This is a genomic window from Stenotrophomonas sp. GbtcB23 (assembly GCF_019091045.1).
In the GTDB taxonomy this organism is placed as follows: domain Bacteria; phylum Pseudomonadota; class Gammaproteobacteria; order Xanthomonadales; family Xanthomonadaceae; genus Stenotrophomonas; species Stenotrophomonas rhizophila_A.
The window spans coordinates 118,726-139,246 of sequence record NZ_JAGXKC010000003.1 but is presented as its reverse complement, the minus strand read 5'-3'; the positions used below and the strand labels follow the sequence as shown (position 1 = coordinate 139,246).

Below are 20,521 nucleotides of genomic sequence, written 5' to 3'. Positions count from 1 at the left end.
TCGCCGCGCCTGCGCGGCGTTTGCCCATTCAGGAGTTTCAGCATGGCCACTGTTGGCATGAACGACGTCAAGAACGGGATGAAGATCCTGGTCAACAATGAACCGGCGGTCATCACCGAGACCGAGTACGTCAAGCCGGGCAAGGGCCAGGCCTTCACCCGCATGAAGTACCGCTTCATCAAGTCCGGCCGCGTGGTCGAAATGACCATGAAGGCCACCGACGACGTGGAGAAGGCCGACGTCGTGGATACCAACATGAACTTCATGTACAGCGATGGCGAGTACTGGCACTTCATGGACCCGGAATCCTTCGAGCAGGTCCAGGCGACCAAGTCGGGCATGGGCGGCGCCGAGAAGTGGCTGAAGGGCGAAGAGTCCTGCATCGTGACCCTGTGGAACGGTGAGCCGATCTTCGTGCAGCCGCCGAACTTCGTCGAACTGAAGATCACCGAAACCGATCCGGGCGTCCGTGGCGACACCTCCGGCGGTGGCGGCAAGCCGGCCACCCTGGAAACCGGCGCCGTGGTCCGCGTGCCGCTGTTCGTCAACCAGGATGAAATCATCAAGGTCGACACCCGCTCGGGCGAATACTCCGCACGCGCCGGCAAGTAATTCGACAACGTCGAGTTACGGTAGAGCCGACTGTTAGTCGGCTGCTTCAGGCGGGGTCCGAACGCGCGTCGCGAACGGCAGCCGACTAACAGTCGGCTCTACCGGGGATACGCCGCCGATATCCCGCCCGTTCGTTCCGGAGCGCCAGCGGTACGCCGCAGGCGCACCGTTCCGATTCGATGCATTACCTTTGCCTCAGCGAGACCGCATGACCGACGCCACCCGCATTCCCGAACCCTGTGACCTGTTGATCGAAGCCGGTTACGTGGTCCCGATCGAACCGCATGCGGTGGTGCTGGAAGACCATGCCGTGGCCGTGCGCGGCAGCGAAATCGTGGCGATCCTGCCGCGCGCCGAAGCGCGCGCGCGCTTCAGTGCCCGCCAGGTGGTCTCGCGCCCCGATGCAGCGCTGATGCCGGGCCTGGTCAACGCCCACACGCACAACCCGATGACGCTGCTGCGCGGCGTCGCCGACGACCTGCCGCTGATGGTGTGGCTGCAGCAGCACATCTGGCCGGTGGAAGCGGCGGTGATCGGCCCGGAATTTGTCGCCGATGGCACCACCCTGGCCATCGCTGAAATGCTGCGCGGTGGCACCACCTGCGCCAACGAAAACTACTTCTTCGCCGACGTCCAGGCGGCGGTCTACAAGCAGCACGGCTTCCGTGCGCTGGTCGGCGCGGTGATCATCGATTTCCCCACCGCCTGGGCCAAGACCGACGACGAGTACTTCGCCAAGGCCGGCGAGCTGCACGACCAGTGGCGCAACGACCCGCTGATCGGCACGTCGTTCGCCCCGCACGCGCCGTACACCGTCAACGACGCCAACTTCGAACGCGTGCGCATGCTGTCCGACCAGCTGGACATGCAGGTGCACCTGCACACGCATGAAACCGCCCAGGAAATCAGCGATTCGCTCAAGCTGCACGGCCAGCGCCCGCTGGCGCGGCTGGACCGCCTGGGGCTGGTCAACGACCGCCTGATCGCGGTGCACATGACTCAGCTGACCGAAGCGGAAATCCACCTCTGCGCCGAACGCGGCGTGAGCGTGGTGCATTGCCCCGAATCCAACCTCAAGCTGGCCTCCGGGTTCTGCCCGGCCTGCGCCCTGCAGCGCGCCGGGGTCAACCTGGCGATCGGCACCGATGGCTGCGCCAGCAACAACGACCTGGACATGTTCAGCGAAAACCGCACCGCGGCGATCCTGGCCAAGGCCGTGGCCAACGATGCCACCGCGCTGGACGCGGCCACCACGCTGCGTGCGGCCACCCTGGGCGGCGCACGCGCGCTGGGCTTCGGCGACCGCATCGGCTCGATCGAAGTGGGCAAGCAGGCCGACCTGGTCTGCGTGGACCTGTCGGCGCTGGAAACACAGCCGCTGCACCACGTGCTTTCGCAGCTGGTGTATGCCGCCGGCCGCCACCAGGTCAGCGATGTCTGGATTGCCGGGCAGCCCAAGCTGGTCCAGCGCGAGCTGGTCGGCATGGACACCGCCGCCATCGTCGCCAACGCCCGCCAGTGGCGCGAGCGCATTCGTCACGCTCGTCATTGATATGCACGCGCCTGAGGCGCGAAAAGGACAGCCATGAACGCCCCCCCCGCTTCCACCAATTTCGACCAGGCCGAACTGGACAAGTTCGCCGCGCTCGCCAACCGCTGGTGGGACGCTGACGGTCCGCAGAAGCCGTTGCACGCGCTGAACCCGGTGCGCCTGAAGTACGTTGCGGACCGGGTCACGCTGCGCGGTGCGCGCGTGCTCGACATCGGCTGCGGCGGCGGCCTGCTCAGCGAAGCGCTGGCCCAGGCCGGCGCGGACGTGACCGCCATCGACCTGGCCCCGGAGCTGGTCAAGGTCGCCCGCCTGCACGGGCTGGAGTCGGGCGTCACGGTGGACTACCGCGTGCAGGCCGCCGAAGACCTCGCCGCCGAACAGCCGGGCAGCTTCGACGTGGTCACCTGCATGGAAATGCTGGAACACGTGCCGGACCCGGGCGCGATCATCGCCGCCTGCCACCGCCTGCTCAAGCCGGGCGGCCAGCTGTTCCTGTCGACCGTCAACCGCACCCCGGCTGCGTTCGCCGTGGCCATCGTCGGGGCCGAATACATCGCGCGCCTGCTGCCCAAGGGCACGCATCATTACCAGGATTTCATCAAGCCGGCCGAGCTGGGCAAGTGGCTGCGCGAAGCGAATTTCAACCTGCGCGATGTCAGCGGCATGGCCTACGAGCCGTGGCGCAACCGCGCGCGGTTGAGCTCGCGCACCGACATCAACTACCTGGCCCACGCGGTCAAGCCCGACGCTGACGGCCGTGGCTGAGTCCGGTTTTCCGCAGGCGGTGCTGTTCGACCTGGACGGCACGCTGCTCGACAGTGCGCCGGACATGCTGGCCACCGCCAACGCGATGCTGGCCGAACGCGAACGCGCCCCGATCACGCTGGAGGCGTTGCGCCCGGTGGTGTCCAAGGGGTCGCGAGCGATGGTGGCCGTGGCGTTTCCCGAACTGGGGCAGGAGGCACGTGATGCGCTGGTGCCCAAGTTCCTCGATCGCTACGAAGCGCTGATCGGCCAGCACGCGGTGCTGTTCGATGGCGTGGCCGGCATGCTCGACGCGCTGGAGGCCGCAGGCTGTGCTTGGGGCATCGTCACCAACAAGCCCGAATACCTGGCGCGGCTGATCCTGCCGCAGCTGGGCTGGGAAACCCGCTGCGCGGTGCTGATCGGCGGCGACACGCTGGCCCAGCGCAAGCCGCACCCGCTGCCGCTGCTGGCCGCCGCCGAGCGGATGGGCATCGATCCGGGCACCTGCATCTACGTCGGCGATGACGAGCGCGACATCGTCGCCGCCAACGCCGCCGGCATGGCCTCGGTCGCCGCCCTGTGGGGCTACCGTCTGGACGCCGACGACCCGATGTCCTGGGGCGCCGAAGTCATGATCGAGCAGCCGGAAGCGCTGCAGCACGCCGACGCCTGGCCAGCCGCCCGCCGGTAGCGCCGGCCGTTGGCCGGCCCACGGGTCGCCGGGCATCACCCTGACGCCGCTCAAACCGCGCGTCGAACAACATTGGTAGGTATCGACCGTTGGTCGATACGCGCTCCCCAAGGAATCCCCTGATGACCACCTCCACCGCCCTCGACAGCTTCCTCGACAAATGGCGGACCCGCTGGCCGGAATGGCAGGTGGCCGAACCGTTCATCGCCGAATCCCAGCGCACCCTGGTGGTGGCGTGGTTCGCGCTGCTGCAGGAGTTCGACGACATCCTCAACATCGCCGGCGACCCGATGCCGGCGGACGCCAAGCTGGCGTGGTGGGGCGAGGAGCTGCGCAGCTGGGCCGGGCAGCGTTCGCGCCATCCGCTGGGCCGCGTGCTGGAGCCCGTGCGCGCACCGTGGGCCGAACTGGCGCAGGCCCTGCCGGACCTGATCGAAGCACGCGCGGTTCCCGTGGACCCGGCGCACGCGCAGCGCGCCCTGCAGGCCTACGGCGCCGCCGTGGCCGCAGTGGAAGCGGTGATGTTCGCTATCCCGGCGCGCGGCGACGTGGCCACCCCGGTGGTACTGCAGACCCTGGCCCAGCGCCTGCACGAAGCGGGTGTGGCAGCCGTGCCGCGTTCGTTGCTGGCGCAGGCCGATGGCGATGCCACGCAGCGCTGGGCGCAGCAGCTGGTGCGGCAGTGGCCGGCCCGCGTGGCGGGCCCGCGCCCGCGCCGCCTGTACGCCTCGCTGGCGCGCGCGCGCCAGCAGGCGTGGTCACAAGGGCGCGAGCTCAAGGCCACCCCGGTGCGCACGCTGCTGCGCACCTGGTGGGCCGCGCGCGGGTGACGTGCCGTCGGCGGGCGGCGCGGGGCGTGACGCGCCGTCGGTAGAGTCGGTTCCCAAACGACTGCCGACCATGATGATCGGCGCTGGGACGCATGACCTTTGCCGGAGAGGCGCCTTCGTTTCAGGTCATGCGTTACCGGATGTTGCTTCGCTGTCGGCGGTCGTCTGTCGACCGACCCTGCCGCTCCGTCTCGCATCATCAGGTCACCGGCCATCAGCCGGTCACTCCCGCGTTTCAGGTTACTTCCCGCGTTCCAGCACCAGCAGCGGGTCGATCCGCGTATCGAACCAGTTCATGCCCCAATGCAGGTGCGGACCGGTCGCACGGCCGGTCGCGCCGACTGCGGCAATCACCTGGCCCTGCTCGACGCGGTCGCCGACCTTTACGTCGATCCGCGACAGGTGCAGGAAGTTCGAGCTGATCCCGAACCCGTGATCCAGCAGCAACGTGCCGCCGGTGAGGTACAGATCCGGTCCGGCAAACGTCACCACGCCAGCGGCCGGCGCCTTCACCGGGGTGCCGGTCGGCACCGCGATATCCATTCCCGAATGCCCGGAACCGGGCTGCCCGTTGTACACCCGCGCATTGCCGAAGCGGCCGTTGATGCGGCCCTGCACCGGCCAGATGAAGGCCTGGGCGAAATCGGCGCGGTTGTCATCGCGCGCCCGCGCCGCGGTCACCTGCGCCTGCTCGCGCTTGATCCGCTCGGCGATCGCCGGCGGCGGGTTCACGGTCTTGGGCGGCACGCCGTTGACGCGCTCCACCGGCCAGTCACGCGGGGTCACCGCGATGCTCACCGTTTCGCTGCCGCCATCGGGGCGCTGCACCTGGACCTGCAACGGCCCTTTCTCATCGCGCCCGATCCCGAACACCACGCTGCCGTAACCGCTCACCCGCAGTGTGCGGCCGGCGTACTGCACCACGCTGCCGGCCGGCACCTTGCCGATCACCATCGCACCCTGCGACGCGCTGGCCGGGAACACCACGCGCGCGTCGGCCTGGGCCTGGGCGGGCGAGGGCAGCAGGCCGATCACGGCCACCGGGGCCAGGGCCAGCAGGCCCAGGCCCAACACGGTTGCCCGCATCAGCGGTCGTAGCTCATGCGCTGGCCATTCGGCGCGCCCACCAGCTGGGTGCCATCCCAGGCCAGCTGGCCGTTGACCCAGGTCGAGGCCACGCGCGAACGGAAGGTCATGCCCTCAAACGGTGACCACGCGCACTTGGAGAGCACGTCTTCGCGCTTCACGGTGAACGGCACGTCTTCCACCAGCACCAGGTCGGCCCAGTAGCCTTCGCGCAGGTAACCGCGCTGGCTTACATCGAACAGCTGCGCCGGCGCGTGCGCGAACTTCTGCACCACCTGGGTGATCTCCAGCTTGCCTTCGTGCACCAGCTCCAGCGCAGCCACCAGCGCGTACTGCACCAGCGGCAGGCCGGACGGCGCCTGCGCATATGGCTTCTGCTTTTCTTCCCAGGTGTGCGGGGCGTGGTCGGTGGCCAGTACGTCGATCACGTTGTCGGCCACGGCCTGCGTCAGCGCCTCGCGGTCGCTCACTTCCTTGATTGCCGGGTTGCACTTGATCAGGTTGCCCAGCCGCGCGTAATCGGTGCGGTCAAAGCGCAGGAAGTGGATGCAGGTTTCGGCGGTGATCTGCTTGCGGCTGCCATCGGCACGGATCAGCGGGCCCTTCTCGAACAGCTTCAGCTCATCGGCGGTGGAAATGTGCAGCACGTGCAGGCGGGTGCCGTGCTTCTTCGCCAGCGCCACCGCCAGCTCCGACGACTTCAGGCAGGCTTCGCGCGAGCGGATGTCCGGGTGCTGCTCGGCGCTCAGCGCATCGCCGTACTTTTCGGCGTATTCCTTCGCCTTGGCGTCGATTATCGGGGTGTCTTCGCAGTGCGTGATGATCGGCGTCGGGGCGTACTTGAAGATCGCGTCCAGCGTTTCCGGGTTGTCCACCAGCATGTTGCCGGTGGAGGCGCCCATGAACACCTTGATGCCGGGCGAGGTTTTCGGATCCACCAGTTTGATGTCGGCCAGGTTGTCGTTGCTTGCGCCCATGTAGAAGCCGTAGTTGGCGCGCGCGCGACCGGCGGCACTGTCGTACTTGGCCTGCAGGGCCGCCGCGTTGAGCGTCGGCGGATTGGTGTTGGGCATGTCCATGAAGCTGGTCAGGCCACCGGCCACCGCGGCCGCCGATTCGGTGGCGATGTCGCCCTTGTGGGTCAAGCCGGGTTCGCGGAAGTGCACCTGGTCGTCGATCATCCCGGGCAGCAGCCAGCGGCCGGCGGCATCGACCACCGTGTCGCCGTCCTGCGGCTGCAGGCCGGTACCGATCTGCGCGATGCGGCCGTTGTCGATGCGCAGGTCGCCGTCGAAGATGCGGCCTTCGTTGACCATGCGGGCGTTGACGATGAGCGTGGAGGGCATTTCAGTGTTTTCCTGTGCAGCGGCAATCGGCGTGGCCGGTGCGCGGCGGCACCTCGTCCACGCCACCGGGATGGAAGGGGTGGCAGCGCCCCAGCCGGCGCGCGGCCAGCCAGCTGCCACGCGCGGGGCCATGCGTGGCAATGGCTTGCATGGCGTATTCAGAACAGCTCGGCATGAACCGGCAGCGCGGCCCAAGCAGGGGGCTGATGAAGCGCTTGTAGAAGCGCAACAGGGCAATGAGCAGGTGGGAGATCACCCCCCAATCTTAGAGCAGTTGGCATGAAGGCCGCATTTGTCGCAGGATGGGGTGTTGGACCCGTCCGCGCTGGTGCGCGGCGGGGCCGCCCCGGCGCCATCGCCGGGTCAGGTTCCGAACTGCGCAGGTCGTTCCGCCCCGGCGGGGGAACGGCCACACACCGCTGTGTTCTCCAACTGAACGGAGTAGGCGGAGTGGTTGCTGCTGCTGGTCGGGTAGGCTATAAAGGCCCGCTTTCCCGGGCCCCGGGGAAACCAAGGAAGAGCGTTTCGTGGCTGCTAAAAAAACTGCAAAGAAGGCCGTCCAGGCCGCCAAGAAAACCGCCAAGCCTGTTGCTAAGAAGTTGGCGGCCAAGACCGTTGCCAAAAAACCGGCCGCAAAGCCGGCGGGCAAGCCTGCATCCAAACAACCGGCGGCCAGGACGGCACCCGTGAAGAAAGCGGCGGCCAAGAAAGCCCCCGCCAAGAAGGTGGTCGCCAAGGCGCCGGTGAAAGCGCCGGTGAAGAAGGTGGCAACCAAGCCGGTGGCCAAGAAGGCCGTGGTCAAGAAGCCTGTCGCCAAAGCTGCACAGCAGCCGAAGGCTGCCCAGGCGCCGGTGAAGAGAGCCGCGCCCGCCAGCAAGCCTGTGGCCAAGAAATCCGTAACGCCGGCGGCCAAGACCGCGCCGGCGAAAAAAGCGGTTGCCAAGCCTGCACCGGCCAAGCCGGCAAAGGCCGCCAAGCCGGCAACCAAGCCGGCAGCAACCAAGCCGGCTGCCAAGCCGGTTGCAGCACCCGTAGTGAAGTCCGCACCGAAGCCGGCACCGCCGGCACCGGCCAAGTCTGTCCCGGCCAAGGCCGCGGCCAAGCCTGCTCCAGCTCCGGCGCCCGCGCCGAAGCCGGTGGCGGCAGCCCCCGCGCCAAAAGCCCCGCAAAACAAGAATCCCGTGCCCGTTTCGAAATCGCCTGCAAAAACTCCCGTGAAATCCGAATCCGCCCCCAAGCCCGTGTCGCGTCCGGTTGGCAAGGTCGCCGTTGCCGTGGCAGCGCGTTCGTCCGCCCCGGCCCCGCGCACCAAGGTCAAGGTGGTCGAGTACAAGACTGACGAAGCCACCGGTCGTCCGATCCTGCCCGACGGCTACAAGCCGAGCGCGGAAGAGGAGTACATGAGCCCGCTGCAGCTGGAGTATTTCCGCCAGCGCCTGCAGCACTGGCGCAATGAACTGGTCGAGGAATCCAAGCAGACCATCGCCAACCTGCAGGAAGAAGTGCGTGACATCGGCGACGAAGCCGAGCGCGCCACCCGCGAGACCGAGAACTCGCTGGAACTGCGTACCCGCGACCGCTACCGCAAGCTGATCGGCAAGATCAACAGCACGCTCAAGCGCCTGGAAGACGGTGATTACGGCTTCTGCGTGGACACCGGCGAAGAAATCGGCTTGGACCGCCTCGAAGCGCGCCTGACCGCCGAACGCACCATCGATGCCCAGGAGCGTTGGGAGCACCTGCAGAAGCAGCAGGGCGACTGATCCCAAGTCATGGATCCAATCAAAAAACCCGGCCAAGGCCGGGTTTTTTGTTGCCGTTTGCGGTTACTGCAGATCGCGCAGATTCAACCGGCGCAGGGTCGGGTTCTTCCAGGCGGTGATCCCGGCAACGCTCAACACCGCAAACCCGCCCAGCACCACTGCCGGGACCAGGCCCAGCAGCTTGGCCATCGTGCCCGCGTAGAACGCGCCCAGCTCGTTGGACGAGCTGATGAAAATGCCGTTGATCGAAGACACCCGCCCGCGCATTTCTTCCGGCGTGGCCAGCTGCAGGATGGTCGAACGGATCACCACCGACACCCCGTCGAAAGCCCCGTAGAACAGCAGGATCACCGCCGACAGCCAGAAGCTGTGCGACAGCCCGAAGCCGATCACGCACAACCCGAACCCGGCCACCGCGAACAGCAGCACCCGCCCCGCATGGCGCTGCAGCGGCCGGCGCGCCAGCCACAGGCCCACGCACACCGAGCCCAGCGCCGGTGCCGCGCGCAGGATGCCGAGCCCTTCCGGCCCGTGGTGCAGGATCTCGTGCAGGAACGCCGGCAGCATCGCCACCACCCCGCCCAGCAGCACCGAAAACATGTCCAGTGCCATCGCGCCGACCATGATGCGGTTGCCCAGCACGAAGCGGCCGCCCTCGGCGATGCTCTTGAAGATCGGCGCCGCCGGCCCGGTGTGCACCGGCTCGGAGACCCGCAGCATGGCCAGGCAGCCCAGCGCGCCCAGCGCCGCCGCCACCGCCACCCCGTAGGACAGGCTCTTGCCGCCCCAGGCCACCAGCGCCCCGCCCAGTGCCGGGCCGACCACCATGCCCGCCTGGAACACCACCGACCCCAGCCCCGCGCTACGCGCGAACTGGTGGCGTTCCAGCACACGCGCGAACAGCGCGTTGTAGATCGGCGACAGGAACGCCCGCACCATGCCGGTCATCGCCACCGCCGCATAGATCGGCCACACCCCGTGGAACGGCAGCCAGCCCTCCGCCACTGCCGTCAGCACCACCGCCGTCAGCACCAGCCCGCTGCACGCCACCATGCCCAGCCGGCGGCGCGGCAGGTGGTCCACCAGGTAGCCGGCGAACGGCGCCACGCAGAAGAACGGCAGCACCTCGGCCAGCCCGACCAGTCCCAGCGAGAACGGGTTGCGGGTGACTTCGTAGATGTGCCAGCCCACCGTGACCGCCACGATCTGGTAGGACAGCATCGCCAGGATGCGGTACGCCAGCAGCAGCGAAAAACCCGGCCGCGTGAGCAGGCCCAGCGCGCTCTCGGCGGCTTCGGAAGGGGCCGGCGAACTCACGGCGCCGACTGCGCCTGCGCGGTCTCACGGATGAAGGCCAGCATCGCCGCCACCCCGTTGCTGCGGGTCGGCGAAAGGTGCCGCGACAGCCCGATGTCCTGGATGTAGGTCGGCTCGGTGGCCAGGATCTCGGCCGCCGAACGCCCCGAATACACCCGCAGCGCCAGGTAGATCAGGCCCGAGACGATCGCCGAATCGCTGATCGCATGGAAGCGCAGCGTATCGGCGTTGCCCTCCGGCACGATCCACACCATCGACTGGCAGCCCAGCAGGCGGTGTTCCTCGGTTTTCCATGCGTCCGGGAACACCGGCAGCTTGCGGCCCAGGTCGATCAGGTACTGGTAACGCTCGGACCAGTCGCCGAAGAACGCGAATTCCTCGGCAATGGCGGCCTGCGCGTCGGCAGCGGTGGGTTCAATCGGGAACGGGGAATCGATCACAGCCATCTCTACAGTTGTTACGGAACGTCGGGCCAACCCGACGGTAGCGCCCGACCGTTGGTCGGGCGGCCTTTCAACGCCTGCGTGACCAGCGCACGCCCTGCGCGGTGTCTTCCAGCACGATGCCCGCTGCGGCCAGCTGGTCACGGATCGCATCGGAACGGGCGAAATCGCGGGCCTGCTTGGCCGCCGCGCGCTCGTCGATCAGCGCCTGGATGCGCGCGTCATCATCGGCGTCGCCGCCGCTGGTGCCGAACCACGCAGCCGGGTCCTGCTGCAGCAGCCCCAGCGCCTGCCCAGCGCCCAGCAGGGCCGATTTCCAGCCCGCCTTGTCGGCCGGTTCGGCGCGGCGCGCTTCCGCGCCCAGCCGGGCCAGCTCGGCCAGCGCCTGCGGGGTGTTCAGGTCATCGTCCAGCGCCGCCTCGATCTCGGCCGGGATGGCCGGGCTCGCGGCCACGTCGGCCAGGTCGCGCAGGGTGCCGTACAGGCGGTCCAGGGTACGCACCGACTGCTCGATCAGCGCATCGGACCAGTCCAGCGGCTGCCGGTAATGGGCCGACAGCAGGGCCAGCCGCAGCGCCTCCGGGGCGTGCTGGCGGACCAGGTCGTGGACCCGCTCGATGTTGCCGATCGACTTGCTCATCTTGGCACCGCCGAAATTGAGCATGCCGTTGTGCAGCCAGAACCGGGCGAAGGTCTGCCCGCCGTGGGCGCATTCGCTCTGCGCGATCTCGTTTTCGTGGTGCGGGAACTGCAGGTCCACGCCACCGGCATGGATGTCGATGGTCGGGCCCAGGTGTGCGGCGGCCATCGCCGAGCACTCGATGTGCCAGCCCGGACGGCCCCGGCCCCAGGGTGATTCCCAGCCCGGCAGGTCGTCGCTGGAGGGCTTCCACAGCACGAAGTCGCCCGGGTCGCGCTTGTACGGGGCCACGTCCACCCGCGCCCCGGCCAGCATCTCGTCCGGGTCGCGGCGCGAGAGCTTGCCGTAGTCGGCGTAGGAGGGCACCGAGAACAGCACGTGGCCCTCGGCCGCGTAGGCGTGGCCGGCCGCGATCAGCTGCTCGATCATGGTGATGATGTGCGGGATGTGCGCGGTGGCTTCCGGCTCGATGTCCGGCGGCACCACGCCCAGCGCGGCCATGTCTTCACGGTAGGCAGCGGCGAAGCGGTCGGTGATGGCCGAAATCGGCACCCCCTGCTCGCGCGCGGCCGTGTTGATCTTGTCGTCCACGTCGGTGATGTTGCGGGCGTAGCGCAGCCCGCCGAAGCGGCGCCGCAGCAGGTCGGCCAGCACCCCGAACACCACCGGGCCCCGGGCGTTGCCGATATGGACGTAGTTGTAGACCGTGGGGCCGCACACATACAGGGTCGGACAGGTCGGATCGAGCGGGGTGAACGGTTCGAGCTGGCGTGTCAGGTTGTTGTGCAGGCGCAGGGTCATGGGGGCGTAGGGCCGGGCGGAGTAGGGGCAAGCCTTCGATTTTAGATCACAACGGCCCCCAGCGCCGGCCCCGGCACGCCGCCCGTTGCCCCCTGATTTCGCAAACGACACGGTTCGGTATGGGCAGAAGCGTCGCGGAAGGGTAATGTTCAGCCCCTTGTGCCACGCACTGCCTACACTATCCGCCTTGTCCTCTTTCCTGTTGCCAATGAAATCCGCTTCGTTGCTGACGCTGACCTGCCTGCTGGGGAGCGCCGCTTTCATGGCGTGCGCCCAGGACGCCGAAGTCCGTAACCGGGTGGTGATCGTGGAGAACGTGAAGTTCGACTACGCGCAGGTGCTCAACGTGGAGCCGGTGTTCCAGACCCTGCGCGCCACCCGCACCGAGGAACATTGCGAACCGGTATCCACCCGGACCCTGGCCCCGGTCAACGTCACCGGCGAAGAGCCGCAGGAAGAGAAGGGCCGGTTCGGCCGTTTCATGGATTCGGTCCGCTCCATCTTCAAGCGTGAAGACGGCAGCACCGAAGACATGGCCCCCGTCGTGGAAGCCCCGGCCGCCAACAACGGCCCGCTGCTGACCCGCGATTGCCGCATCATCCCGGTCGGCCGCGAGTTCCGCCGGCCCATCGCCTATGACGTGGATTACGTCTACAAGGGCACCAAGTACCGCTCGCGCCTGCCCGACGACCCCGGCAACCGGCTCAAGATCCGCGTCTCCATCACCCCGTGGGTGGGAGCGGAGCAGGGCAGCGCGGCAAATCCCTGAACCGTCGGTTCAGGCCTTGCGCCGTGCCCGATCACATGCAAAGATGGGCGGCCATGAAACTCACCGACTTCCAGCACGACACCAGCGCCGCCCGTATGGCTACGGGCATGACGTCGCGTGCCCGCCGACCGGAACCCCACATTTTCGCTGGGTAACCGGAGCTTCGTGCTGTCTGTTCGGAAAACCCAGCCCCCGCGCTGGGTTTTTTCGTTTCTACGATCTGAAAAGTTGCATTTGTACCCTTTCTTCCATTGAAACCCGCCTCAAAGGATCGATCGATGTCCCTGAAGCACTTCCTGAACACCCAGGATTGGAGCCGTACCGAGCTGGATGCCCTGCTGACCCAGGCCGCGTTGTTCAAGCGCAACAAGCTGGGCGACGAGCTCAAGGGCAAATCGATTGCTCTGGTGTTCTTCAACCCGTCCATGCGCACCCGCACCAGCTTCGAACTGGGCGCCTTCCAGCTGGGCGGGCACGCGATCGTGCTGCAGCCGGGCAAGGATGCATGGCCGATCGAGTTCAACCTCGGCACGGTGATGGACGGCGACACCGAAGAGCACATCGCCGAAGTGGCCAAGGTGCTGGGCCGCTATGTCGACCTGATCGGCGTGCGCGCGTTCCCGAAGTTCATCGACTGGGCGCAGGACCGTGAGGACATCGTGCTCAAGGCGTTCGCGAAGTACTCGCCGGTGCCGGTGATCAACATGGAAACCATCACCCACCCGTGCCAGGAACTGGCCCACGTGATGGCGCTGCAGGAACACTTCGGCACCCAGGACCTGCGCGGCAAGAAGTACGTGCTGACCTGGACCTACCACCCCAAGCCGCTCAACACCGCCGTGGCCAACTCGGCACTGACCATCGCCACCCGCATGGGCATGGACGTGACCCTGCTGTGCCCGACCGCCGATTACATCCTCGATGACCGCTACATGGGCTGGGCCGAGCAGAACGTGGCCGAGAACGGCGGTTCGCTGAAGATCAGCCACGACATCGCCAGCGCCTACAGTGGCGCCGACGTGGTGTACGCCAAGAGCTGGGGCGCGCTGCCGTTCTTCGGCAACTGGGAACCGGAAAAGCCCATCCGCGACCAGTACAAGCACTTCATCGTCGACGAAGCCAAGATGGCCCTGACCAACAACGGCGTGTTCAGCCATTGCCTGCCGCTGCGCCGCAACGTCAAGGCCACCGACGGCGTGATGGATTCGGCGCAGTGCATCGCCATCAACGAAGCGGAAAACCGCCTGCACGTGCAGAAGGCCATCATGTCGGCGCTGGCCGGCCGGTAATCGCGCGTTTCACCCCATTTTTCCTATAAACCCCACTTCGGACCCGACCCCCATGAGCAAGAAAGACATCGTCCTGGCCTTCTCCGGCGGACTCGACACCAGCTTCTGCGTGCCCTACCTGCAGGAGCGCGGCTACAACGTGCACACCGTGTTCGCCGACACCGGCGGCGTGGATGACGAAGAGCGTGATTTCATCGAAAAGCGTGCCGCCGAACTGGGCGTGACCAGCCACGTTACCGTCGACGGTGGCCCGGCCATCTGGAAGGGCTTCGTCAAGCCGTTCGTGTGGGCCGGCGAAGGCTACCAGGGCCAGTACCCGCTGCTGGTGTCGGACCGCTACCTGATCGTCGATGCCGCGCTCAAGCGCGCCGCCGAACTGGGTACCAACATCATCGCCCACGGCTGCACCGGCATGGGCAACGACCAGGTCCGCTTCGACCTGGCCGTGAAGGCGCTGGGCGATTACCAGATCGTCGCGCCGATCCGTGAAATCCAGAAGGAACACACCCAGACCCGCGCCTACGAGCAGAAGTACCTGGAAGAACGCGGCTTCGGCGTGCGCGCCAAGCAGCAGGCCTACACCATCAACGAAAACCTGCTGGGCCTGACCATGTCCGGCGGCGAGATCGACCGTTGGGAAGCCCCGGGCGAAGGTGCCCGCGGCTGGTGCGCACCGCGCAGCGAATGGCCGGCAGAAGCGCTGACCGTCACCCTGAAGTTCGTCGAAGGCGAAGCCGTTGAACTCAACGGCAAGGCGCTGCCGGGCGAGCAGATCCTGGCCCAGCTCAACAAGCTGTTCGCGCCGTATGGCGTGGGCCGTGGCGTGTACACCGGCGACACCGTGATCGGCCTGAAGGGCCGCATCGTGTTCGAAGCCCCGGGCCTGGTCTCGCTGCTGGCCGCGCACCGCGCGCTGGAAGATGCCGTGCTGACCAAGCAGCAGAACCGCTTCAAGCCGGACGTGGCGCGCAAGTGGGTGGAGCTGGTGTACGAAGGCTTCTACCACGACCCGCTCAAGACCGACATCGAAGCGTTCCTGAAGTCCTCGCAGGCCAAGGTCAATGGCGAAGTGGTGCTGGAAACCCGTGGCGGCCGCGTCGATGCGGTGGCGGTGAAGTCGCCGCACCTGCTCAACACCAAGGGCGCCACCTATGCGCAGTCGGCCGACTGGGGCGTGGAGGAAGCCGAAGGCTTCATCAAGCTGTTCGGCATGAGCAGCACCCTGTACGCGCAAGTAAACCGCTGAGGCCCGGGCATGTTGGAACAGACGCTCCATCACCTGCAGGCGCTGGTGTCTTTTGACACCCGCAACCCGCCGCGTGCGATCACCACCGGTGGCATCTTCGATTACCTGCGCGCGAACCTGCCCGGGTTCAACGTGGAGGTGATCGACCATGGCGACGGCGCGGTCAGCCTGTATGCGGTGCGCGGTACGCCGCGCTATCTGTTCAACGTGCACCTGGACACCGTGCCCGATTCCCCGCATTGGAGCGCCGACCCGCACGTGATGCGGCGCGCCGATGACCGGGTGATCGGGCTCGGCGTGTGCGACATCAAGGGCGCGGCCGCCGCACTGGTGGCCGCGGCCAATGCCAGCGATGGCGATGCCGCGTTCCTGTTCTCCAGCGATGAAGAAGCCAACGATCCGCGCTGCATCGCCGCGTTCCTGGCCCGTGGCATTCCGTATGAAGCGGTGCTGGTGGCCGAACCGACCATGAGCGAAGCGGTGCTGGCGCACCGGGGCATCAGCTCGGTGCTGATGCATTTCGCGGGCCGCGCCGGGCATGCCTCGGGCAAGCAGGATGCAGCCGCCAGCGCGTTGCACCAGGCCATGCGCTGGGGAAACCGCGCGCTGGACCATGTGGATTCGCTGGCCCATGCCCGTTTCGGCGGGCTGACCGGGCTGCGCTTCAACATCGGGCGCGTGGAAGGCGGCATCAAGGCCAACATGATCGCCCCGGCCGCCGAACTGCGCTTCGGCTTCCGCCCGCTGCCGTCGATGGACATCGACGCGCTGCTGGCCACCTTCGCCGGTTTTGCCGAACCGGAAGCGGCGCTGTTCACCGAAACCTTCCGCGGCCCCAGCCTGCCGGCCGGCGACATCGCCGAAGCGGAGAACCGCCGCCTGGCCGCGCGTGACGTGGCCGATGCGCTGGACCTGCCGATCGGCAACGCCGTGGACTTCTGGACCGAAGCCTCGCTGTTCTCGGCCGGTGGCTACACCACCCTGGTGTACGGCCCGGGCGACATCGCCCAGGCCCACACCGCCGACGAGTTCGTGACGCTGGAGCAGCTGCAGCGCTACACCGACGCCGTGCACCGCATCATCAGCGCCGGCGCCTGACCGAATGACGCCGTCGTGGCCCACCACTGACGGATCTCCCACCGCGGCCACGGCCGCCCGTGACGATACTGAAATGCCTTCTTCCCTCCAGCCCCACCGCCAGACCCGCCAGACCATCGTGCGCCTGCTTTCCAGCATGGCCAGCGCGAAAGAGATCAGCCAGTACCTCAAGCGCTTTTCGCAGGTGGATGCCAAGCGCTTCGCCGTGGTCAAGGTCGGCGGCGCCGTGCTGCGCGATGACCTCGACGCGCTGACCTCTTCGCTGTCGTTCCTGCAGGAAGTCGGGCTCACCCCGATCGTGCTGCACGGTGCCGGCCCGCAGCTGGATGCGGAGCTGTCGGCGGCCGGCATCGTCAAGCAGACCGTCAACGGCCTGCGCGTGACCTCGCCCGAAGGCCTGGCCATCGTGCGCCGCGTGTTCCAGGCGTCGAACCTGCAGCTGGTGGAAGCACTGCAGCAGAACGGTGCACGTGCCACCTCGATCACCGGTGGCGTGTTCGAAGCCGAATACCTGGACCAGGACACCTACGGCCTGGTCGGCGAAGTGAAGAAGGTCAACCTGGCCCCGATCGAAGCCAGCCTGCGCGCCGGTTCCATTCCGGTGATCACCAGCCTGGGCGAAACCCGCTGCGGCCAGATCCTCAACGTCAACGCCGATTTCGCCGCCAACGAACTGGTGCAGGAACTGCAGCCGTACAAGATCATCTTCCTCACCGGCACCGGCGGCCTGCTCGATGAAGAGGGCAGGGTGATCGACTCGATCAACCTGTCCACCGAGTACGACCAGCTGATGCAGCAGCCGTGGATCCACGGCGGCATGCGGGTCAAGATCGAACAGATCAAGGACCTGCTGGACCGGCTGCCGCTGGAGTCGTCGGTGTCGATCACCCGGCCGGCCGACCTGGCCAAGGAACTGTTCACCCACAAGGGCTCGGGCACGCTGGTGCGCAAGGGCGAGAAGGTGCTGCGCGCCACCGCCTGGAGCGAACTGGACCTGCCGCGCCTGAAGGGCCTGATCGAATCCAGCTTCGGCCGCACCCTGGTGCCCGATTATTTCGACAAGACCCGCCTGCTGCGCGCCTATGTCAGCGAGAACTACCGCGCTGCGGTGATCCTCACCGACGAAGCCGAAGGCGTGTACCTGGACAAGTTCGCCGTGCTCGATGACGCGCAGGGCGAAGGCCTGGGCCGTGCGGTATGGAACGTGATGCTGGAGGAAACCCCGCAGCTGTTCTGGCGCTCGCGCCACGGCAACCCGATCAATCATTTCTACTACGCCGAATCCGATGGCTGCTACAAGCAGGACCACTGGAAGGTGTTCTGGTTCGGTGCCGACGGCTTCGACCGCATCCGCACCTACGTGGACCATTGCGCCAAGCGCACCCCGAGCCTGGAGGGCTGACCCCGATGAATCATGCCGACTGGACCAAGGTCCCCACGCTGGACGGCCGGCATGCACGGCTGGAACCGCTGCAGATGGCGCATATCGACGGCCTGCGCGGTGCGCTGGGCGACGGTTCGCTTTCCGCGCTGTGGTACGCGCACGTGCCCAGCGCCAAGACCATGACCGCCTACGTGCAGGCGGCCCTGCAGGACCAGGCCGCCGGCAAGGTGCTGCCGTTCGCCGTGCTCGACGCCGACGGCAACGTAGTGGGCAGCACCCGCTACTACGCGCTGGAAGAAGAGGTGCCGCGCCTGAGCATCGGCTACACCTGGTACGGCCCGCATGCGCAGCGCACCGGGGTGAACACCGAAGCCAAGCTGATGCTGCTCACCCATGCCTTCGAGCGGTTGAAGTGCATCAGCGTGGCCTTTGAAACCAGCTCGCACAACGCCGCCTCGCGCGCGGCCATCGCCCGCCTGGGGGCCACCCAGGAAGGCGTGCTGCGCAACCACAAGCGCCACCCCGATGGCAGCCCGCGCGACACCGTTGTCTTCTCCATCATCGATTCGGAATGGCAGGACGTGAAGCGCACCCTGCAGGACCGCCTGGACGCACACGCATGAGTACTTCCAACAGAACGTTCACCATCGGCATCGTCGGTGCCCGCGGCCATACCGGCGCCGAGCTGGTCAAGCTGATCGCCGCGCACCCGCAGCTGGCCCTGGGCTTCGTGTCCTCGCGCGAGCTGGCCGGGCAGCGCGTGGCCGATACCTATCCCGAGGTTGCCGGCGAGCTGGCGTTTGAAAACCTCGATGCCGACGCCGTGGCCGCCAAAGGCGTGGATGCGGTGATCCTGGCGCTGCCCAACAACCTGTCGGCCCCGTTCGTGGCCGCGCTGGATGCCGCGCGCCCGGAGACGGTGATCGTGGATCTCTCCGCCGACCACCGTTTCGAAGGCAGCTGGTACTACGGCCTGCCCGAACTGACCCGGGGCGATTACACCGGCCAGACGCACATCAGCAACCCGGGCTGCTACGCCACCGCCATGCAGCTGGCGATCAGCCCGCTGCTGGACCAGCTGGCCGGGCCGCCGCAGTGCTTCGGCGTATCCGGTTACTCCGGTGCCGGCACCAGCCCGTCGGACAAGAACAACCCCGAACTGCTGCGCGACAACCTGATGCCGTACGCGCTCACCAACCACGTGCACGAGCGCGAAGTCACCGCGCACCTGCGCGTGCCGGTGGAGTTCATGCCGCACGTGGCCCCGCATTTCCGTGGCATCACCATGACCGTGAACCTGTGGCTGCAGCAGCCGGTGACCCGCGATCAGGTCGTGGAGACCTACCGCCGCTTCTACGCCGATGAGCCGCTGATCGAGATCCTCGACGAAGCACCGTGGGTGAGCCGCATCGCCGGCCGCCATGGCGTGCAGATCGGCGGCTTCGACGTGGCCCCGGGCGGCAAGCGCGTGGTGGTCGTAGCGACCCTGGACAACCTGCTCAAGGGCGCGGCCACCCAGGCCATGCAGAACCTCAACCTGGCCCTGGGCCTGGATGAACTGACCTCGATTCCGCATTGATTGGAGCAAGACATGGCAGACCTTCTCTGGCAGAAGCCCGGCGTAGCGGTGGATGCGAAAATCCAGACCTTCCTCGCCGGCGATGACGTCATCCTCGACCGCGAGTTCTTCCTGTACGACGTGCAGGCCAGCAAGGCGCACGCGCAGGGCCTGGAAAACATCGGCATCCTCACCGCCACCGAGCGCAGCGATCTGCAGCGCGAGCTGGACGTGCTGGCCGACGATTTCCGCAGCGGCGCGTTCGTGCTTGATGAGCGCTTCGAGGATTGCCACTCGGCGATCGAAGCGCGCCTGACCGAACGCCTGGGCGATGCCGGCCGCAAGATCCACACCGGCCGCAGCCGCAACGACCAGATCCTGGTCGCCACCCGGCTGTGGCTGAAGGACAAGCTGCTGCAGGTGTCCGCGCTGAGCCGCGAAGTGGCCAAGGTCGCCCTGGACCGCGCCGAAGCAGAGAAAGACCTGCCGGTGCCGGGCTACACCCACATCCAGCGCGCCGTGGTGTCCTCGGCGGGCATGTGGTGGGCCGGCTGGGCCGAAGCCTTCATCGACAACGCGGTGCGCGCGCACGACACCTTCGCGCTGGTCGATGCCAATCCGCTGGGCACGGCGGCCGGTTATGGCGTGAACCTGCCGCTGGACCGCGCCCACACCACCCAGGCACTGGGCTTTGCGCGCATGCAGATCTCGCCGATCTACGCGCAGCTGTCGCGCGGCAAGTTCGAACTGGCCGCACTGGAAGCGCTCGGCGGTGCCACCCTGGACCTGCGCCGCCTTGCGTGGGACCTGTCGCTGTTCACCAGCGGTGAGTACGGCTTCGTCGCGCTGCCGGCGCAGTACACCACCGGCAGCTCGATCATGCCCAACAAGCGCAACCCGGACGTGATCGAACTGATGCGTGCCACCCACGCCAGCGTGGCTGCGGCGCGTACCGAGATCGAGCAGCTGCTGTCGCTGCCGTCCGGTTACCACCGTGACCTGCAGGGCAGCAAGGGCGCCATCTTCCACGGCTTCGGTCGTGGCCTGGCCGCGCTGGAACTGCTGCCGGCCCTGCTGGCCAACCTGGAATGGCGCGAAGACAAGCTGCGCGTTGCCATCGATTCGGGCATGTACGCCACCGACGTCGCCGTGGAAGCGGCCGTGGCCGGCGTCCCGTTCCGCGAGGCCTACAAGGCGGCGGCTGCGTCTTCGGACACCGCCGGGCAGGGGCGTACGCCCGAAGGCAGCCTGGCCGCGCGTGTCTCGCCCGGCGCGGCCGCGGACCTGCGGCTGGACGAGCTGCGCGCCCGCTGGGCGGCACTGGCGTAACGCAGAACGGCGGCCACTGG

20 protein-coding genes are annotated in these 20,521 nt (G+C 67.4%); 14 read left to right on the top strand and 6 right to left on the bottom strand.

Going from position 1 to position 20,521, the window contains the following annotated elements; genetic code table 11:
* Positions 1 to 42: 42 nt before the first annotated feature.
* From efp to KVS69_RS02405, 5 genes are all read left to right on the top strand, one after another.
* Positions 43 to 612 carry an elongation factor P gene (gene efp, locus KVS69_RS02425; protein WP_068853252.1) on the top strand — a complete coding sequence of 190 codons (570 nt, stop codon included), beginning with the start codon at positions 43 to 45 and terminating at the stop codon, positions 610 to 612.
* Between the two features lie 208 nt (positions 613 to 820).
* Positions 821 to 2,164 (top strand): TRZ/ATZ family hydrolase, encoded by a 1,344-nt coding sequence (locus KVS69_RS02420; RefSeq protein ID WP_217536366.1) that lies wholly within the window; start codon positions 821 to 823, stop codon positions 2,162 to 2,164.
* 33 nt (positions 2,165 to 2,197) lie between these two features.
* Entirely contained in the window at positions 2,198 to 2,929 is a 732-nt protein-coding gene (gene ubiG / locus KVS69_RS02415; RefSeq protein WP_217536363.1) for a bifunctional 2-polyprenyl-6-hydroxyphenol methylase/3-demethylubiquinol 3-O-methyltransferase UbiG, read from the top strand.
* A complete protein-coding gene (locus KVS69_RS02410; protein WP_217536361.1) occupies positions 2,922 to 3,602 on the top strand; it encodes a phosphoglycolate phosphatase in 681 nt (226 codons plus the stop codon). Before ubiG ends, KVS69_RS02410 begins: the two co-directional genes overlap by 8 nt.
* Before the next feature lie 122 nt (positions 3,603 to 3,724).
* The gene (locus KVS69_RS02405) at positions 3,725 to 4,432 is read left to right on the top strand and encodes a squalene/phytoene synthase family protein (RefSeq protein ID WP_217536358.1); all 708 of its coding nucleotides are present in this window, start codon (positions 3,725 to 3,727) and stop codon (positions 4,430 to 4,432) included.
* 240 nt (positions 4,433 to 4,672) lie between these two features.
* On the opposite strand, the gene KVS69_RS02400 is transcribed toward KVS69_RS02405, so the two are convergent.
* Genes KVS69_RS02400 through yidD form a run of 3 tightly spaced genes read right to left on the bottom strand, consistent with a single transcriptional unit; the run spans position 4,673 to position 7,120 of the window.
* Entirely contained in the window at positions 4,673 to 5,518 is an 846-nt protein-coding gene (locus KVS69_RS02400) for a M23 family metallopeptidase (RefSeq protein ID WP_217536355.1), read from the bottom strand.
* On the bottom strand, positions 5,518 to 6,864 hold the full coding sequence (locus KVS69_RS02395) for a dihydroorotase (protein ID WP_217536352.1): 1,347 nt from the start codon (positions 6,862 to 6,864) through the stop codon (positions 5,518 to 5,520). The genes KVS69_RS02400 and KVS69_RS02395 overlap by 1 nt, the downstream gene beginning before the upstream one ends.
* A 1-nt stretch (position 6,865) precedes the next feature.
* Positions 6,866 to 7,120: a membrane protein insertion efficiency factor YidD gene (gene yidD, locus KVS69_RS02390; protein WP_184126588.1), complete on the bottom strand. Its 255-nt coding sequence runs from the start codon at positions 7,118 to 7,120 to the stop codon at positions 6,866 to 6,868.
* A 271-nt stretch (positions 7,121 to 7,391) separates the two neighbouring features.
* Here yidD and dksA point away from each other — a divergent pair, with 271 nt between their 5' ends.
* Positions 7,392 to 8,627, top strand: coding sequence for an RNA polymerase-binding protein DksA (gene dksA, locus KVS69_RS02385; protein WP_217536349.1), 1,236 nt, complete (start codon positions 7,392 to 7,394; stop codon positions 8,625 to 8,627).
* 63 nt (positions 8,628 to 8,690) lie between these two features.
* Here dksA and KVS69_RS02380 read toward each other — a convergent pair whose 3' ends face one another.
* The 3 genes from KVS69_RS02380 to cysS form a co-directional block, all read right to left on the bottom strand.
* Positions 8,691 to 9,944 (bottom strand): MFS transporter, encoded by a 1,254-nt coding sequence (locus tag KVS69_RS02380; RefSeq protein ID WP_217536339.1) that lies wholly within the window; start codon positions 9,942 to 9,944, stop codon positions 8,691 to 8,693.
* Positions 9,941 to 10,384, bottom strand: coding sequence for a SufE family protein (locus KVS69_RS02375; RefSeq protein ID WP_093532579.1), 444 nt, complete (start codon positions 10,382 to 10,384; stop codon positions 9,941 to 9,943). Before KVS69_RS02375 ends, KVS69_RS02380 begins: the two co-directional genes overlap by 4 nt.
* A gap of 73 nt (positions 10,385 to 10,457) precedes the next feature.
* Positions 10,458 to 11,828, bottom strand: a complete 1,371-nt coding sequence (gene cysS, locus KVS69_RS02370; RefSeq protein WP_217536336.1) for a cysteine--tRNA ligase — start codon at positions 11,826 to 11,828, stop codon at positions 10,458 to 10,460.
* 208 nt (positions 11,829 to 12,036) lie between these two features.
* On the opposite strand from cysS, the gene KVS69_RS02365 reads away from it, so the two are divergent.
* The 8 genes from KVS69_RS02365 to argH all read left to right on the top strand — a co-directional run bounded on the left by KVS69_RS02365 (position 12,037) and on the right by argH (position 20,501).
* Complete coding sequence (locus tag KVS69_RS02365) at positions 12,037 to 12,597, top strand: hypothetical protein (RefSeq protein ID WP_095362819.1); 561 nt, start codon at positions 12,037 to 12,039, stop codon at positions 12,595 to 12,597.
* A 278-nt stretch (positions 12,598 to 12,875) separates the two neighbouring features.
* On the top strand, positions 12,876 to 13,886 hold the full coding sequence (locus tag KVS69_RS02360; protein WP_068853217.1) for an N-acetylornithine carbamoyltransferase: 1,011 nt from the start codon (positions 12,876 to 12,878) through the stop codon (positions 13,884 to 13,886).
* 52 nt (positions 13,887 to 13,938) lie between these two features.
* Complete coding sequence (locus KVS69_RS02355) at positions 13,939 to 15,132, top strand: argininosuccinate synthase (RefSeq protein ID WP_093532460.1); 1,194 nt, start codon at positions 13,939 to 13,941, stop codon at positions 15,130 to 15,132.
* 9 nt (positions 15,133 to 15,141) lie between these two features.
* Positions 15,142 to 16,230 carry an acetylornithine deacetylase gene (locus KVS69_RS02350; protein WP_093532461.1) on the top strand — a complete coding sequence of 363 codons (1,089 nt, stop codon included), beginning with the start codon at positions 15,142 to 15,144 and terminating at the stop codon, positions 16,228 to 16,230.
* Between the two features lie 73 nt (positions 16,231 to 16,303).
* Positions 16,304 to 17,632 carry an acetylglutamate kinase gene (locus tag KVS69_RS02345; RefSeq protein WP_093532462.1) on the top strand — a complete coding sequence of 443 codons (1,329 nt, stop codon included), beginning with the start codon at positions 16,304 to 16,306 and terminating at the stop codon, positions 17,630 to 17,632.
* A gap of 5 nt (positions 17,633 to 17,637) precedes the next feature.
* A complete protein-coding gene (locus KVS69_RS02340; protein ID WP_210130683.1) occupies positions 17,638 to 18,237 on the top strand; it encodes a GNAT family protein in 600 nt (199 codons plus the stop codon).
* On the top strand, positions 18,234 to 19,193 hold the full coding sequence (argC, locus tag KVS69_RS02335) for an N-acetyl-gamma-glutamyl-phosphate reductase (RefSeq protein ID WP_210130681.1): 960 nt from the start codon (positions 18,234 to 18,236) through the stop codon (positions 19,191 to 19,193). The genes KVS69_RS02340 and argC overlap by 4 nt, the downstream gene beginning before the upstream one ends.
* Before the next feature lie 12 nt (positions 19,194 to 19,205).
* Positions 19,206 to 20,501 carry an argininosuccinate lyase gene (gene argH, locus KVS69_RS02330; protein WP_217536333.1) on the top strand — a complete coding sequence of 432 codons (1,296 nt, stop codon included), beginning with the start codon at positions 19,206 to 19,208 and terminating at the stop codon, positions 20,499 to 20,501.
* The last annotated feature ends 20 nt before the right edge of the window (positions 20,502 to 20,521 follow it).

Bases quoted from the DNA above. Each gene is read 5' to 3' on its own strand.
- argH (WP_217536333.1), top strand. From the start codon at position 19,206: ATGGCAGACCTTCTCTGGCAGAAGCCCGGCGTAGCGGTGGATGCGAAA.
- efp (WP_068853252.1), top strand. From the start codon at position 43: ATGGCCACTGTTGGCATGAACGACGTCAAGAACGGGATGAAGATCCTG.
- KVS69_RS02420 (WP_217536366.1), top strand. From the start codon at position 821: ATGACCGACGCCACCCGCATTCCCGAACCCTGTGACCTGTTGATCGAA.
- KVS69_RS02405 (WP_217536358.1), top strand. From the start codon at position 3,725: ATGACCACCTCCACCGCCCTCGACAGCTTCCTCGACAAATGGCGGACC.
- ubiG (WP_217536363.1), top strand. From the start codon at position 2,198: ATGAACGCCCCCCCCGCTTCCACCAATTTCGACCAGGCCGAACTGGAC.
- KVS69_RS02395 (WP_217536352.1), bottom strand. From the start codon at position 6,864: ATGCCCTCCACGCTCATCGTCAACGCCCGCATGGTCAACGAAGGCCGC.
- KVS69_RS02360 (WP_068853217.1), top strand. From the start codon at position 12,876: ATGTCCCTGAAGCACTTCCTGAACACCCAGGATTGGAGCCGTACCGAG.
- KVS69_RS02400 (WP_217536355.1), bottom strand. From the start codon at position 5,518: ATGCGGGCAACCGTGTTGGGCCTGGGCCTGCTGGCCCTGGCCCCGGTG.
- KVS69_RS02345 (WP_093532462.1), top strand. From the start codon at position 16,304: ATGCCTTCTTCCCTCCAGCCCCACCGCCAGACCCGCCAGACCATCGTG.
- KVS69_RS02340 (WP_210130683.1), top strand. From the start codon at position 17,638: ATGAATCATGCCGACTGGACCAAGGTCCCCACGCTGGACGGCCGGCAT.
- KVS69_RS02350 (WP_093532461.1), top strand. From the start codon at position 15,142: ATGTTGGAACAGACGCTCCATCACCTGCAGGCGCTGGTGTCTTTTGAC.
- argC (WP_210130681.1), top strand. From the start codon at position 18,234: ATGAGTACTTCCAACAGAACGTTCACCATCGGCATCGTCGGTGCCCGC.
- KVS69_RS02355 (WP_093532460.1), top strand. From the start codon at position 13,939: ATGAGCAAGAAAGACATCGTCCTGGCCTTCTCCGGCGGACTCGACACC.
- cysS (WP_217536336.1), bottom strand. From the start codon at position 11,828: ATGACCCTGCGCCTGCACAACAACCTGACACGCCAGCTCGAACCGTTC.
- KVS69_RS02365 (WP_095362819.1), top strand. From the start codon at position 12,037: ATGAAATCCGCTTCGTTGCTGACGCTGACCTGCCTGCTGGGGAGCGCC.